This window comes from Peterkaempfera bronchialis (genome assembly GCF_003258605.2).
GTDB lineage: Bacteria > Actinomycetota > Actinomycetes > Streptomycetales > Streptomycetaceae > Peterkaempfera > Peterkaempfera bronchialis.
In genome coordinates, this window is record NZ_CP031264.1 from 5,151,835 (window position 1) to 5,165,708 (window position 13,874).

Annotated in this window: 13 protein-coding genes; 8 read left to right on the forward strand and 5 right to left on the reverse strand. The window is 73.1% G+C overall.

Annotation, left to right across the window (positions count from 1 at the left end):
- Positions 1-131: 131 nt before the first annotated feature.
- Entirely contained in the window at positions 132-983 is an 852-nt protein-coding gene (locus C7M71_RS22880; RefSeq protein ID WP_111492897.1) for a sulfurtransferase, read from the forward strand.
- 209 nt (positions 984-1,192) lie between these two features.
- Here the strand turns inward: C7M71_RS22880 and sepH are convergent, their stop codons facing one another.
- The 3 genes from sepH to C7M71_RS22895 all read right to left on the reverse strand — a co-directional run bounded on the left by sepH (position 1,193) and on the right by C7M71_RS22895 (position 5,281).
- Complete coding sequence (sepH, locus tag C7M71_RS22885) at positions 1,193-2,239, reverse strand: septation protein SepH (protein ID WP_111492896.1); 1,047 nt, start codon at positions 2,237-2,239, stop codon at positions 1,193-1,195.
- A gap of 503 nt (positions 2,240-2,742) precedes the next feature.
- Positions 2,743-4,083: a D-arabinono-1,4-lactone oxidase gene (locus tag C7M71_RS22890; RefSeq protein WP_111492895.1), complete on the reverse strand. Its 1,341-nt coding sequence runs from the start codon at positions 4,081-4,083 to the stop codon at positions 2,743-2,745.
- Positions 4,043-5,281, reverse strand: coding sequence for an MFS transporter (locus C7M71_RS22895; RefSeq protein WP_111492894.1), 1,239 nt, complete (start codon positions 5,279-5,281; stop codon positions 4,043-4,045). The genes C7M71_RS22890 and C7M71_RS22895 overlap by 41 nt, the downstream gene beginning before the upstream one ends.
- A gap of 155 nt (positions 5,282-5,436) precedes the next feature.
- Between C7M71_RS22895 and C7M71_RS22900 the strand changes: the two genes are divergently transcribed.
- Both C7M71_RS22900 and C7M71_RS22905 read left to right on the forward strand, forming a co-directional pair.
- Positions 5,437-6,609, forward strand: coding sequence for a ferrochelatase (locus tag C7M71_RS22900; protein WP_114914514.1), 1,173 nt, complete (start codon positions 5,437-5,439; stop codon positions 6,607-6,609).
- 120 nt (positions 6,610-6,729) lie between these two features.
- Complete coding sequence (locus C7M71_RS22905) at positions 6,730-7,539, forward strand: inositol monophosphatase family protein (protein ID WP_111495348.1); 810 nt, start codon at positions 6,730-6,732, stop codon at positions 7,537-7,539.
- 84 nt (positions 7,540-7,623) lie between these two features.
- On the opposite strand, the gene C7M71_RS22910 is transcribed toward C7M71_RS22905, so the two are convergent.
- Entirely contained in the window at positions 7,624-7,809 is a 186-nt protein-coding gene (locus C7M71_RS22910) for a hypothetical protein (protein ID WP_111495346.1), read from the reverse strand.
- A gap of 686 nt (positions 7,810-8,495) precedes the next feature.
- Between C7M71_RS22910 and C7M71_RS22915 the strand changes: the two genes are divergently transcribed.
- The 5 genes from C7M71_RS22915 to C7M71_RS22935 all read left to right on the forward strand — a co-directional run bounded on the left by C7M71_RS22915 (position 8,496) and on the right by C7M71_RS22935 (position 13,339).
- On the forward strand, positions 8,496-9,149 hold the full coding sequence (locus tag C7M71_RS22915; protein ID WP_111495344.1) for a response regulator transcription factor: 654 nt from the start codon (positions 8,496-8,498) through the stop codon (positions 9,147-9,149).
- A 12-nt stretch (positions 9,150-9,161) separates the two neighbouring features.
- Positions 9,162-10,487 (forward strand): sensor histidine kinase, encoded by a 1,326-nt coding sequence (locus C7M71_RS22920; protein ID WP_114914515.1) that lies wholly within the window; start codon positions 9,162-9,164, stop codon positions 10,485-10,487.
- A 203-nt stretch (positions 10,488-10,690) separates the two neighbouring features.
- Positions 10,691-11,662 (forward strand): acyl-ACP desaturase, encoded by a 972-nt coding sequence (locus C7M71_RS22925; RefSeq protein WP_111493953.1) that lies wholly within the window; start codon positions 10,691-10,693, stop codon positions 11,660-11,662.
- Between the two features lie 465 nt (positions 11,663-12,127).
- A complete protein-coding gene (locus tag C7M71_RS22930; RefSeq protein ID WP_055585898.1) occupies positions 12,128-12,427 on the forward strand; it encodes a DUF4193 domain-containing protein in 300 nt (99 codons plus the stop codon).
- Between the two features lie 144 nt (positions 12,428-12,571).
- The gene (locus C7M71_RS22935; RefSeq protein ID WP_111493965.1) at positions 12,572-13,339 is read left to right on the forward strand and encodes a hypothetical protein; all 768 of its coding nucleotides are present in this window, start codon (positions 12,572-12,574) and stop codon (positions 13,337-13,339) included.
- Positions 13,340-13,345: 6 nt separating this feature from the next.
- On the opposite strand, the gene C7M71_RS22940 is transcribed toward C7M71_RS22935, so the two are convergent.
- On the reverse strand, positions 13,346-13,798 hold the full coding sequence (locus C7M71_RS22940) for a DUF3093 domain-containing protein (protein WP_111493955.1): 453 nt from the start codon (positions 13,796-13,798) through the stop codon (positions 13,346-13,348).
- Between the last annotated feature and the right edge of the window lie 76 nt (positions 13,799-13,874).

A 13,874-nucleotide genomic window follows, 5' to 3' on the forward strand; every position in this document is an offset into this window, starting at 1 on the left:
ATGGGTCGACCCAGGACGGATGGTGCCACCCTCCGCCCCGTCATACCCGGGCCGCGCAGGACATGGCGGGCAAAGAGCGTGAAAAGAAGCGGCGTCCACGCAGGGTCACCGTACCGGAGCACAATGGCGTCATGGACAGCCACCACACTCCCTACCCGCTGATCACGGTCGGGGAACTCACCGAAGCCCTCCAAGGTCCCCGCCCGCCCGCGCTGCTGGACGTCCGCTGGCAGCTCGGCGGCCCGCCGGGGGAGAAGGAGTACCGCGCCGGACACCTCCCCGGCGCCCACTACCTCGACCTCGATCGCGACCTCGCCGCCCCGGCCGGACCGGCCGGGCGCCACCCGCTGCCCGATCTCGCGGTGCTCACGGCGGCGCTGCGCCGCGCCGGGGTGTACGCCGACCGCGACGCGGTGGTGTACGACGCGGGGCCCGCCCTCTCCGCCGCCCGCGCCTGGTGGCTGCTGCGCTGGGCCGGGCACACCCGGGTCCGGGTGCTGGACGGGGGGTTGGCCGCCTGGACCGCCGCCGGGCAGCCGCTCTCCACCGAGACCCCGGCGGACGGCGGCGGCACCTTCACCCCCGTCCCCGGCGGGATGCCGGTCCTCGACGCGGACGGCGCCGCCCGGCTGGCCCGCACCGGGCTGCTGCTGGATGCCCGTGCGGGGGAGCGCTACCGGGGCGAGACCGAGCCGATCGACCCCCGGGCCGGGCACATCCCCGGCGCGGTGTCGGCGCCCACCGCCGACAACCTGGGCGCGGACGGCCGGTTCCGGCCCGCCGCTGAACTCGCCGCCCGCTTCCGCGACCTGGGCGCGGCCACCGCCGAGACCGGGGTGTACTGCGGCTCGGGTGTCACCGCCGCCCACCAGGTGCTCGCCCTGGAGGCGGCCGGCCTGCGCGCCGCCCTCTACCCGGGCTCCTGGAGCGAGTGGTCCGCCGACCCCGCCCGCCCCGCCGCCACCGGCCCCCACCCCGGCTGACCCCCGCCGGGGCGGGCCTTGGCGGGGCTGGTTCCCCGCTCGGGCCGGCACTCGACACACCACGTGCCAGGCCCGACTTCCTCCAACCGACCTGACTTCCAATCGGCTTGGCCGACAATCAGGCCGGTCCGCCCGGAAAACAGTGCGGGCCGGCCGTTCCCCCTGCGGGGAGCGGTCGGCCCGTCAGGGGCTGTCGGGCTGTCTGGGCGTCAGTCCTGCTTCTTGCGGCGGCTGCCGAAGACGATCTCGTCCCAGCTGGGCACCGTAGCGCGCCGCCCGGGGCGTACGCCGTCCGCCTCCGCCTGCCGGTCGGTGGTACCGACCAGCCGGTCGCGGTGCGGCGAGACCGCCCGCGGCATCAGGATGTCCGCGTAGGCGGCACCCGCGCCCGCGCTGGCCGCCGGGGCGGCTGCGGCGGACTCGTCCGCCTCCTCCTGCGCGGCGGGCTCCTCCGGGGGCCCCACCACCAGGTCGCCCCGGAAGTTGGGCACCACGTCCAGCAGGCTGGTGAGCGAGTCGCGAGCCTCGGCCACCGGGCGTTCCAGGATCCGGTCGGGTGAGGGCCGCTCCAGCGCCGGTCGGGCCGTACGCTCCTGCGGCAGCCGGGCGATCCGCGGCACGAACGGGAAGACCGGGTCCTCGCCGCCGCGCTCCGGGGTCTCGCCGATCAGCGCCCGCGCCTCGTCGTCGGTGGGCTGCACCAGGCGGCGCGGCGGGTCGTAGGTCCAGCCGGCACTGCGGGTCTCACCGTCGGCCCGGTACTGGAGCACCACGTCCCAGGTGCCGTCGTCGCGCCGCCAGGAGTCCCACTGCTCGCTGTCCTTCTCGGCGCCGTGCAGGATCAGACGCTCCATCACGGCGTCGCCGAGCTGCGGCCCGGTCGACTCACCGTGCCGCCGGATGGGCGTCTTGCGCGCCCGCTCCGCCATGAACGCCCGCTCGGCCAGCACCGGCCCCTCGAAGCGGCGGACCCGGTCCACCGAGATACCGGCCAGCTGTGCGACCTCCTCGGCGGAGGCACCGGCACGTATCCGCGCCTGGATGTCGCGGGGGCGGAGATGGCTCTCCACCTCGATCTCGATCTGGCCCAGCCGGGGGCGGTCGCCACGGATCGCGGCACGCAGCCGCTCGTCGATCGGGAGGGTGTACTCCGTGCTGTCGGCAGCCTTGAGCACCAGCCGTGTGCCGTCATTGCTGACAGCCACGACACGCAGTTCGGGCACGGTTACCTCCCGGGTGGTGCCTGCCGACGTCACCTGCGTCGCTGCTCCCGTAACGAGTGTGGCCTGCCGACGGGCGGCTGGCCACAACATTGCAGACTTCTCCGGCGTGTCGGGGCTTGGCCTCGGCACGCCGCTGTGGCACGGTTACCTCTTTGCGGCACCGCCGGTCGGCGCCGCGCTCATCGATCCGGCCTTCATCGATCCCGGCTCTCCTCCGACCCGGGCCGAGCGCCGGAAGCCGGCGGCCCCGGGACGAGTGCCGCCCTCCACCTCCTCGTCGCCCGGCCTCACCGTCCGGGTGACGGCAGGTCGAGCAGCCTGCGGGCCAGGCTCCATGAACAGTACTCCATTCGAGGCGCCCCGAGGCTCGGCTCGCCGCTCAAGTCTCCCGCGAATCCAGGGAATCTCAAGGGCTGCCACTCCGATGGCCGACCGCCGACCGATGGACGGTGATCATCTTCACATCTTTCGGCCATCCGGAGTGCAGTATTCGCCACTACTTCCCTTCTTTGTGGACAGACTGCATATGGAATCGGTCAGGCCCCCAGGACGCGCCGCAGATAGCCGTTCCCGAACCGGCGTTCAGGGTCCACCCGGTCGCGCAGCGCGGTGAAGTCGCCCAGCCTCGGATAGACCGAGGCGAGGTACTCGGCGTCCCGGGTGTGCAGCTTTCCCCAGTGCGGTCGGCCCTGGTGCGCCGTCATGATCCGCTCCACCTCGGCGAAGTAGCCCCGGTCGGCCGTCCCCCGGTACAGGTGCACCGCGATGTAGCAGGTGTCACGGCCGCTCGCGGTGGAGAGCCAGAGGTCGTCCGCCGGTGCGGTCCGCACCTCCACCGGGAAGCTGATCCGCCAGTCGGAGCGCTCCACCAGCGCCCGCAGTTCGCGCAGCACCTCGGTCGCCGCAGCCCGGGGCACCGCGTACTCCATCTCCACGAAGCGCACCCGGCGCGGGCTGGTGAAGACCTTGTACGCCACGTCGGTGTAGCCGCGCTCGGACCAGGCGCGGCTGGAGACCTGAGCGATGGCGGGAATGGCGGAGGGGAAGCGCCGACCGACCCGGCAGGCGCCCTCCCAGACGGTGTTGGACAGGAACTCGTCGTCCAGCCACTCCCTGAAACGCGGCAGCGGAGTGGCCGGGCCCTGGCTGCGGTTGTTCCGCTTGGTGCTGCACCGGTCGGTGTGCGGGAACCAGTAGAACTCGAAGTGCTCGTTGGCCTCGGTCAGCCGGTCGAAGTCGGCCAGCACCTCGTCCAGCCGCATCGGCTTCTCATGCGCCGTCAGCAGGAAGAGCGGCTCCACCCCGAAGGTGATCGCACTGACCACGCCCAGCGCCCCGAGGCCCAGCCGGGCGCCCTGGAAGAGGTCGGCGTTCTCGGTGGCGGAGCAGGTGGCGACCGTACCGTCCGCCAGCACGATCTCCAGCTCGCGGATCTGGGCCGACAGCGAGGCGGAGTCCCGGCCGGTGCCATGGGTGCCGGTGCCGGTCGCCCCGGCGACGGTCTGCACCATCACATCGCCCATGTTGGTCAGCGACAGGCCCGCCGCCTCCAGCAGCCGGTTGAGCCGCTCCAGCGGCAGCCCGGACTCCACCGTGACGGTGCCCGCCTCGCGGTCGATCCGTCGCACCGCGGTGAGCCGGTCCGGGCGGACCAGCACCCCGCCGTCGGCGGAGGCTATGGAGGTGAAGGAGTGCCCGGACCCCACCGCCTTGACCGCCAGCCCGTCGGCGGCGGCCCGCCGTACCGCCTCCGCCAGCTCCTCGGCGGAGGCCGGCGCCACCACCCGGACGGGACGGGCGCTCTGGTTCCCCGCCCAGTTGGACCAGCGGCTCGGCTCAAGGGTGGTGCTGCGGCTGCCGCTCGTCGCCTTCGACACGCTCTGCCTCCTGCTCCGGCGCCGACCGCAGCCGACGCGCCCCGAGGAACGCCGTGACCGCGGCCAGCGAGCCCGCCACGACCGGCACCCAGTACCCGGTCGAGGCCCCCGCGCGGTCCACCGTCCACCCGCCGACCGAGGAGCCCACCGCCACACCCACGGCCAGCCCGGTGGTCGTCCAGGTCATCCCCTCGTTGAGCTTGGTGGCCGGCACCAGCCGCTCCACCATGCCCATCGTGGTGACCATGGTCGGGGAGATCGACAGCCCGGCGACGAACAGGGCCACCGCCAGAGCCACGAGGTTTCCTACCAGTAGGAGCGGGAGCATACTCACCGCCATCAGCGACACGCCCAGCAGGAACCGGCGGGACATCGGGCCCTTGGGCTTGAACACCCCGAAGACGGCACCGGCCAGGCACGACCCCAGCGCATAGACCGCCAGCACCGCGCTGGAGAGCGCCGTGTGACCCTGCTCCTGCGCGAACGCCACCGTCACCACCTCCACCGCGCCGAAGATCGCACCGGTGGCGACAAAGGTCAGCACCAGCACCTGGAGCGCCTTGGACCGGATCGCGGAGCCGGGGGAGTGCTGCTCACGCGGATGCACCGGGGGCTCGGTACGCCGCTGCGCGCTGAACAGGGCCACCCCCACGGTCAGGAAGACCCCGGCCAGCAGCACGCCCGCCTCCGGGAAGACCGAGGTGGCCAGCCCGATGGCGAGGATCGGCCCGACGATGAAGCAGATCTCGTCCATCACCGCCTCGAAGGAGTAGGCGGTGTGCAGCAGCGCCGGGTCGCTGCGGTAGAGATGCGCCCAGCGGGCCCGCACCATCGACCCCACGCTGGGCATCGCCCCCATACCGGCGGCCCCCAGGAAGAGCGTCCAGTCGGGCGCCTCCAGCCGGGCGCAGAGCAGCAGCGCCGTCGCCGACACCATGGTCAGCACGGTCGCCGGCAGCGCCACCCGCCGCTGACCGTACCGGTCCACCAGCCGCGACACCTGCGGACCGAGCACTGCGGCGGCCAGCGCCAGCGTGGCGGTGACCGCACCCGCCAGACCGTAGGCCCCGCGCAGCTGGGAGAGCATGGTGACGATGCCGATGCCGGTCATCGAGATGGGCAGCCGGGACAGCAGACCCGTGGTGGAGAAGGCCAGGCTGCCGGGGGCGGCGAAGATCTGGCGGTAGGTCGACAGCATGGAGGGCACAGAGGCTCCGCGAGGCACCGGTAAGGAACGTGGTTGGTGCACACAGCTTACAAACCGGTGCAAACGGTTTACCGCCGGAAGCCCTCCCGGCCGCTGCGCGCGGCTGCGGCCCCGCAGCGGAGCCGCGCAGTGGCAGGATCGGTGTCATGTCCGACTCGCGCACTCCCGGCGGCGCCGCGACCGGCGGCCCCGCGCAGGCCGCCCCCGACGCCGCGCCGTACGACGCCCTGCTGCTGCTCTCCTTCGGCGGGCCCGAGGGCCCGGACGATGTGGTGCCGTTCCTGGAGAACGTGACCCATGGCCGGGGCATCCCCAAGGAACGGTTGGCCGAGGTCGGGCAGCACTACTTCCGCTTCGGCGGGGTCAGCCCGATCAACGAGCAGAACCGCGAGCTGCTGGCGGCCCTGCGCAAGGACTTCGCCGAGCACGGCCTGGACCTGCCGGTGCACTGGGGCAACCGCAACTGGTCCCCGTACCTGGTGGACACCCTCCGGGAGATGGCCGAGGCCGGGCACCGCCGCATCCTGACCCTGGCCACCAGCGCCTACGCCGGCTACTCCGGCTGCCGCCAGTACCGGGAGAACCTCGCCGACGCGCTGGCGCTGCTGAGCGAGGAGGGCGTGCCCGAGCTGCGGGTCGACAAGCTGCGGCACTACTACAACCACCCCGGCTTCGTCGGCCCGATGGTGGAGAGCACCCTGGTCGCCCTCGCCGAGCTGCCCGAGGAGGTGCGCGACACCGCCCACCTCGTCTTCACCACCCACTCCATCCCCACCGCCATGGCCGAGACCTCCGGCGCCCCGGACGACCCCGCCCGGGGCCGGCCCGGCGGCGTCTATGTCGCCCAGCACCTGGATGTGGCCCGGCTGGTCGCCGGGGCGGTCGCGGAGGCCACCGGGATCATCGGCCGCCACTGGGAACTCGTCTACCAGAGCCGCAGCGGCGCCCCGCACATCCCCTGGCTGGAGCCGGACGTCTGCGACCACCTGGAGGCGCTGCACCGGGAAGGCGCCCCGGCGGCGGTGATGGTACCGATCGGCTTTGTCTCCGACCACATGGAGGTCAAGTACGACCTCGACACCGAGGCCCGCGCCAAGGCGGCGGAACTCGGCCTCCCGGTGGCGCGCGCCGCCACCGTGGGCGCCGACGCGCGGTTTGTCGCGGCGGTGCGTGAGCTGGTGCTGGAGCGCGCGGCGACCGAGCGGGGCGCGCAGCCGGTCCGCTGTGCCTTCGGGTCGCTGGGCGCCGGCCGCGACGTCTGCCCGGTCGACTGCTGCCCCAACCCCCGCGCGCCGCGCCCCGCCGTCGGCCAGGGCTGATCCGCCTGACCCGCCCGCCTGCCCGATCCCACCCGCCTGCCTGATCCCGCCCGCCTGCCCGATCCCGCCCGCCTGCCTGATCCCACCCGCCTGCCCGCCCGACCTGCCGGAGGACCCGCCATGACCGAGCCCGATCCGCACCTCGCCGCCGAACTGCTCGACCTCGCCCTGGAGGCGGCTCGGCAGGCCGGCGCGCTGCTGCGGGACGGCCGCCCGGCCGATCTGGGCGTCGCCGCCACCAAGAGCAGCCCGGTCGATGTGGTCACCGAGATGGACACCGCCTGCGAGAAGCTGATCGTGGAGCTGATCTCGGCCCGCCGCCCGGACGACGGCTTCCTCGGCGAGGAGGGTGCCAGCAGCCCCGGCACCAGCGGGGTCCGCTGGGTGGTGGACCCGCTGGACGGCACCGTCAACTACCTCTACGGTCTGCCGACCTGGGCGGTCTCCATCGCGGCCGAGGTCGATGGGCGGGCGGTGGTCGGAGTGGTGGCCGTACCGGAGCGCGGCGAGACCTTCCACGCCGTCGCGGGCGGCGGCGCGTACCTCGATGGGGAGCGCATCGGCTGCCGCCCCGCGCCCGCTCCGGGCCAGGCACTGGTGTGCACCGGCTTCAACTACGTCCGGGAGGTCCGGGAGCACCAGGCGGAGGTGGTCCGGGCGCTGATCGCGGAGGTGCGCGACATCCGGCGCGGCGGCAGCGCCGCAGTGGACCTCTGCGATGTCGCCTGCGGTCGGCTGGACGGCTACTACGAGCGCGGGCTGCACCCCTGGGACATGGCCGCCGGGGTGCTGATCGCCCGCGAGGCCGGGGCGCTGTCCGGCGGGCGGCCCGGCGAGGAGCCGTCCGGCGAACTGGTGGTCACCGCCGTGCCCGGGGTCTTCGAGCCGCTCCAGGCGCGGCTGGAGGAGCTGGGTGCCTGGCACGACTGACCCAGGCCGGGGGCCGGACATGCGAGAGCCCCGGAGGCCGCTGGTGCGTCCGGGGCCCTTCGCCGCACGGCTGGGCGCGACGGGTCAGGCGCTCTTGGGCAGCGCTTCCTCCGCCACTTTGACCCCGTGCTCGGCGGCCAGGCGGCGCAGGTCGTCGAGCTCGGACTGCTCCACCTCGGCCAGGAAGTCGTCTCCGGACTCAAGGGCGCGGTTCAGGTCCTGCTCGGTCTTCCTTATGCGCTGCAGGATGCCGGCGGTGAAGGCGTCCATCGGCAGACCCCCTATGGGATGTCGGGCGACCCCGGGCTTCGGGATACGGCATGGAAGCGGGGAGTGGATCCACCAGGTGGCGGCTCCCGGCACGGCCTCGACCGAAGAAGGCCGCGACCGCGAACGTTCTGTTTCCCGGACCCGGCGCGGTGTGCCGCACGGCGGGTGGGTGCGATGCGCCGCCGAGCGGCGCCATCGCGAGTTGCAGTCGTCCTCCCCGCCCGGAAGCTCAGGGAAACCTCAACTTCGGGGCAAATGCCGAAAGCACCTGCCGCATCGGCCGGGCCGACCGCACTCGCTGAGGTCGCTGCGCCCGATGGAGTGCCCGCTTACCACTGCTTTACACCTCGAAGGGGCAGGATGGAGGCACCGTCGGTGCCGTCCGCCCGGCCGAGGCGGGACCCCCCGGGTCCCGTTCCACCCCGGGTGCCGGCCTGCGTGTGTGCGCAGGCCCGCACGGTCGGCCACCGGCGGCCCAGGCATGGGTACGACCGGGACCGCCCGGACGTGCCGACCGGCCCGGACCCCCGGACCCCCGGACCCCCGGACCCCCGGACCCCGGGCCGGCGGGTCGCCGGACCGGCCGGACAACTGGACAAGCAGACATTCGGACCGCGCGCAGAGCGCAGCCGGGCGGACGGCGGCCACAGGCCCGCCGCCCCCGGCCAGAGGGAAGGAAGGCCGCCTTGCGGGTACTCGTCGTCGAGGACGAGCAGTTGCTCGCCGAAGCCGTCGCCACCGGCCTGCGCCGCGAGGCGATGGCCGTGGACGTGGTGTACGACGGGGAGGCGGCCCTGGAACGGGTCGGCGTCAACGACTACGACGTGGTCGTCCTGGACCGCGACCTGCCGCTGGTACACGGCGACGACGTCTGCCGGGCCGTGGTCGACTCCGGGCTGCCGACCCGGGTGATCATGCTGACGGCGGCCGGTGACATCAGCGACCGGGTCGAGGGTCTGGAGCTGGGCGCGGACGACTACCTCCCCAAGCCGTTCGCCTTCAGCGAACTCGTCGCCCGGGTGCGGGCCCTCGGCCGCCGCACCACCACGGCGCTGCCGCCCGTCCTGGAGCGCGCCGGGATCTCGCTGGACCCCGGCCGCCGGGAGGTGACCCGCGACGGCCACCCGGTCCAGCTGGCGCCCAAGGAGTTCGCCGTGCTGGAGGTGCTGCTGCGCTCCAACGGCGGCGTGGTCTCCGCCGAGCAGCTGCTGGAGAAGGCGTGGGACGAGAACACCGACCCGTTCACCAATGTGGTCCGGGTGACCGTGATGACGCTGCGCCGCAAGCTCGGGGAGCCCGCTGTGATCGTCACGGTGCCGGGCTCCGGATACCGGATCTGACAGGGGACGATCATGGCCACCCCACCCCCCGCCCCGACCGGCGGGCCCACCGCCGCGCCGGGCCGCGGCGCGGGTCCGACGCCGCCGCGCCCCACCCGCCCGCCGCGCGCCCCCGCCGCGCCCGGCCCACCGGCCGCCCCGCCGCCCTACGCCCCCGGCGCCGGGCTGCGCTGGCTGCCGTTCCGGCCCACCATCCGGATCAGGCTCACCCTGCTGTACGGCGGGATGTTCCTGATGGCCGGGGTGCTGCTGGTGCTGGTGATCTACATGCTGGCCAGACAGGCACTCCAGGTCGGCGCCCAGCTGCCGATGACCACCATCCCCGAGAACACGGTGGTGGTGAACCCGCAGACCAACCAGACCTGGACCCCGCACCAGTTCCAGGAGCAGATCTCCGCCTGGCAGGCCCACGCCCAGCATGTGGCCCTGGAGTCGCTGCTGCGCAGGTCGATCACCGTGCTGGTCGGGCTGGCGGTGGCCGCCTTCGCCTTCGGCTACGCGGTGGCCGGCCGGGTGCTCAGCCCGCTCGGCAAGATCACCCGTACCGCCCGCGAGGTGGCCGGATCCGATCTGCACCGCCGGATCGAACTGGACGGCCCCGACGACGAGCTCAAGGAACTGGCCGACACCTTCGACGAGATGCTCGACCGGCTGGACCGCTCCTTCGACTCGCAGCGCAAGTTCGTCGCCAATGCCTCGCATGAGCTGCGCACCCCGCTGGCGATCAACCGCACCCTGCTGGAGGTGCAGCTCTCCGACCCCGGCGCCTCGCCGGACCTGCAACAGCTCGGCAAGACCCTGCTCGCCACCAATGAGCGCAGCGAGCAGCTGGTGGAGGGCCTGCTGCTGCTCGCCCGGAGCGACAACGAGCTGGTCGACCGGCGCCCGGTCGAACTCTCCGAGGTGGCCTCCCAGGCGCTGGAGCAGACCCGCACCGAGGCGGCCGGCCGCCAGGTGGAGCTGCGCACCACGCTGGGCGAGGCCACCGTCTCCGGCAATGGCGTGCTGCTGGAGCGCATCGCCCTCAACCTGATCCAGAACGCGGTGCGCTACAACGTCCCGGACGGCTGGGTGGAGGTCTCCACCGCCTCGGTGCCCGGCGGCGACGGCGAACTGGTGGTGTCCAACACGGGCCCGGTGATCCCCGGGTACGAGATGGAGCACATCTTCGAGCCGTTCCGGCGGGTCAAGAGCACCGAGCGGACCCGCAGCGACCGGGGCGTGGGTCTGGGCCTCTCCATCGTCCGCTCGGTGGTACGGGCGCACGGCGGGTCCATAGAGGCCATTCCCCGCCCCGGAGGCGGCCTGCTGATGCGGGTGCGCATCCCCGGCGCCTGACCGCCCCGCAGGCCCCGCACAACCCCGTACACGCCCCTGGAAGCGCCGCCCCGCTTCCGGGGGCGCTGTCGTGTCGGCGGGGTGCGCCCCGGCGAGGTGTCCCGGGCCCGGTGGTGGCCGCTTGTCATTTGCGGGCGCGACAACTTACGGTGGCGTAACCTACGGATCCGTAGGTGTGCCGTGCCACTGCAGGAGCAGCCGCTGTGACCATCGCCCCCGCCCACCGGAGCGGATCGACCGCCTGGACCGACGCCCGGCTGCTGCATGCCCTGGAAGAGGTGGTGGAGCAGGAGCTCAACCGCCACCTCAAGGTCGCCAAGGAGTGGATGCCGCACGAGTACGTGCCCTGGAGCCAGGGCCGCGACTTCGACGGCGTGCTGGGCGGCGAGGCATGGTCGCCCGAGCAGTCCGGGCTCACCGAGGTCGGCAAGGTCTCCCTGGTGGTCAACCTGCTCACCGAGGACAACCTCCCGAGCTACCACCACGAGATCGCGACCATGTTCGGCCGCGACGGCGCCTGGGGCACCTGGGTGCACCGCTGGACCGCCGAGGAGGGCCGGCACGGCATCGCCCTCCGCGACTACCTGCTGACCACCCGCGCCGTGGACCCGGTCGCCCTGGAGCGCGCCCGCATGGACCACATGTCGGCCGGCTTCGAGTCCGACAACCGGCACAGCATGCTGCGCTCGGTGGCCTACGTGGCCTTCCAGGAGCTCGCCACCCGCATCTCGCACCGCAACACCGGCGCCCACTCCGGCGACCCGATCTGCGAGCGCATGCTGGCCCGCATCGCCACCGACGAGAACCTGCACATGGTCTTCTACCGGAACCTGCTGCTGGCCGCCCTGGAACTGGCCCCCGACGAGGCGATGTGCGCCATCGCCGAGGTGGTGACCGAGTTCCGGATGCCCGGCCACGGCATGCCGGGCTTCGAGCGCGCGGCGGCCCAGATCGCCATCGGCGGTGTCTACAATCTGCGGATTCACCACGACGACGTGCTCCAGCCCGTGCTGCGGCATCTGAAGGTCATGGAGCGCGGCGGTCTCGGCCCCGAGGGGCTGCGGGCGCAGGAGGAGCTGGGCGTCTTCCTCGACGGTCTGGACACCCAGGCGACCCGGTTCGACGAGCGCCGCGCCGCGCTGCTGGCCCGCCGGGCGGCCCGCGCCCAGGGGTGATTTCTCGCCTTTTGTCCGGACAGGACAGGCCCAGATCGCGCCGGTGACCAAGCTCACAGTCGATGGCGCAGTGTAGTCTCCCGAATGCACCGCGCATCCGGCCCTGTTCGGGACCGCATCACCCAACGTGACCGGGGCGTCCCGGCCGCCTCGCCACGGCGCGCGGCGGCCGGGACGCCCCGGCCAAGGGATTGGGCGCTTTCGCGGGGGTTTCGGCTGAGACGTTTCCCCGTGCCGCGTTCACGGTAAGTGCACAGTGGTCCCTGTGGAGCGGCACCCCCGCATCCCCCCGCGACCCTCCGCCGACACCGGACACGATCACCTCTTCGGGGGTGCGTTTGGGTGTCGATTGAGTAACGGGCCTTGAAGTAAGGCAAAATCTCCGCCTCGGGTCGGGCACAAGTCCGGCCCCCCATGCGTTACGTGCGCTGGAGATACCGCAGACACCCGGAGGGGGAGAGCGATATGGCAACCGACTACGACACCCCACGCAAGACAGATGACGACCTCAACGAGGACAGCATTGAGGAACTGAAGGCACGGAGGAACGAGAAGTCGTCGAGCTCTGTCGACGTCGACGAGTTCGAGCAGGCGGAGGGACTGGAGCTGCCCGGCGCAGACCTCTCCAACGAGGAGCTGTCCGTCAGGGTGCTGCCGCGCCAGGCCGACGAGTTCACCTGCATGAGCTGCTTCCTGGTCCACCACCGGAGCCAGCTGGCATCGGAGAAGAACGGCAACCCCATCTGCAGGGACTGCGCCGCCTGATCGGCGGGTAACCGGAGAGTCATGGCACGCATCCGGAGACTCAGCAGCGCCGGCCGGTTCCGGAAACCCGGGCCGGAGGCAGGTGAGGCCGCCGATCGGGCGGCCGACGAAGCGGCGGAAGAGATCGCATCGATCGCCGCGGAGATGGAGCACTGGGACGGAACCGCTGAAGCGGAGCCGTCCCACCGTCGCGAGCGAGGCCGGCAGCGTCTGGCCTCGCTCGCCGGCGTTCTGGCCCGAGGCGTCGGGCGCGGCGGACGCACCGCCGCCCATGGCACCCGCCTCGGCATCCGCGCCCTCAGCGACCGGCTGCTCGACGCGGCCCCCCGCATCCCCGTGCGCGACCTGGCCACGCTGCGCGCCCAGCACCCGGGGGTGACCGACCCGGAGGAACTGGCCGACCGGCTCACCGCAGGCGCCGTCAAGGCGTCCGGAGCCGTCGGAGCCGGCGTCGGAGCGGCGGCCATGATGCCCACACCCCCGGCCATGCCGATGGAGGTCGCCGCCGAGACCCTCGCGGTCGCCGCCATAGAGATCAAGCTCATCGCCGAACTCCACGAGGTCTACGGCAGACGCGCCCCCGGCGGCATCACCGACCGCGCCGGCGCCTACGTCCAGGCATGGACCAACCGCCGGGGCATCGACCTCACCACCCGGCCCATGGGCATGGCCGCGCTGCGCCTCAGCGGCGGCCTCAAGCAGCAGCTGCGCCGCCGGCTCACCCGCTCCACCCTGCGCAAGGTCCCCACCCTGACCCCGCTGCTGATCGGCGCCGGGATCGGCGCCACCATCAACAGCCGCGACACCCGCAGGCTCGCCCACCAGATCCGCGCCGACCTGCGCAAGAGCCACCCCATCGACCCCGGCTACTGGACCCGTGGCGGGCCCCCCGGAGCCTCGGCCCAGGGCTGAGCGGACTCAGCCGCGCGGCTGCTCGGCGCGTGCGGCCTCCAGCGCCGCAGCCAGCCGCTCCGGCGAACGCGTCGACAGATACAGATACGGCGTCGGGTCCTCCGGGTCGCTGACCTCCACCCGCAGCGCCGTCGGCACATAGCTGCGCAGCAGCATGAAGGCGCGCGGGTCGGCCTTCGCGGTGCGCCATGCCAGCGTCTCCGCGCGGTCCAGCGGCCATGCCTCGCCCAGCGCATCCACCGGGATCCGGGCGTCACCGGCGACCAGCGACCCCTGCACCACCCGGAGGCGGGCCGAGCCGTAGCCGCTCAGCGCCGCAGCGCCGAGCACCACCCCGGCCACCAGTCCGACCACCGCCGGTACCGGGCCGAAGCGCAGCATGATCAGTGCCAGGGAGAGCCCGGCCAGGACGGGCAGCAGCCACCAGGATCGCGGCGCGGAGAGGCGTTCGTCGTACATGGCTCCATTGTGGGCATCCCGGGCCGCTGCCCCGTCCTCGCCCCTCTGCGGCCCGCCCGCCTTCCCGTCCGTGCCG

Bases quoted from the DNA above. Each gene is read 5' to 3' on its own strand.
- C7M71_RS22880 (WP_111492897.1), top strand. From the start codon at position 132: ATGGACAGCCACCACACTCCCTACCCGCTGATCACGGTCGGGGAACTC.
- C7M71_RS22895 (WP_111492894.1), bottom strand. From the start codon at position 5,281: ATGCTGTCGACCTACCGCCAGATCTTCGCCGCCCCCGGCAGCCTGGCC.
- C7M71_RS22900 (WP_114914514.1), top strand. From the start codon at position 5,437: ATGTCCGACTCGCGCACTCCCGGCGGCGCCGCGACCGGCGGCCCCGCG.
- C7M71_RS22905 (WP_111495348.1), top strand. From the start codon at position 6,730: ATGACCGAGCCCGATCCGCACCTCGCCGCCGAACTGCTCGACCTCGCC.
- C7M71_RS22910 (WP_111495346.1), bottom strand. From the start codon at position 7,809: ATGGACGCCTTCACCGCCGGCATCCTGCAGCGCATAAGGAAGACCGAG.
- C7M71_RS22920 (WP_114914515.1), top strand. From the start codon at position 9,162: ATGGCCACCCCACCCCCCGCCCCGACCGGCGGGCCCACCGCCGCGCCG.
- C7M71_RS22930 (WP_055585898.1), top strand. From the start codon at position 12,128: ATGGCAACCGACTACGACACCCCACGCAAGACAGATGACGACCTCAAC.
- C7M71_RS22935 (WP_111493965.1), top strand. From the start codon at position 12,572: ATGGAGCACTGGGACGGAACCGCTGAAGCGGAGCCGTCCCACCGTCGC.
- C7M71_RS22940 (WP_111493955.1), bottom strand. From the start codon at position 13,798: ATGTACGACGAACGCCTCTCCGCGCCGCGATCCTGGTGGCTGCTGCCC.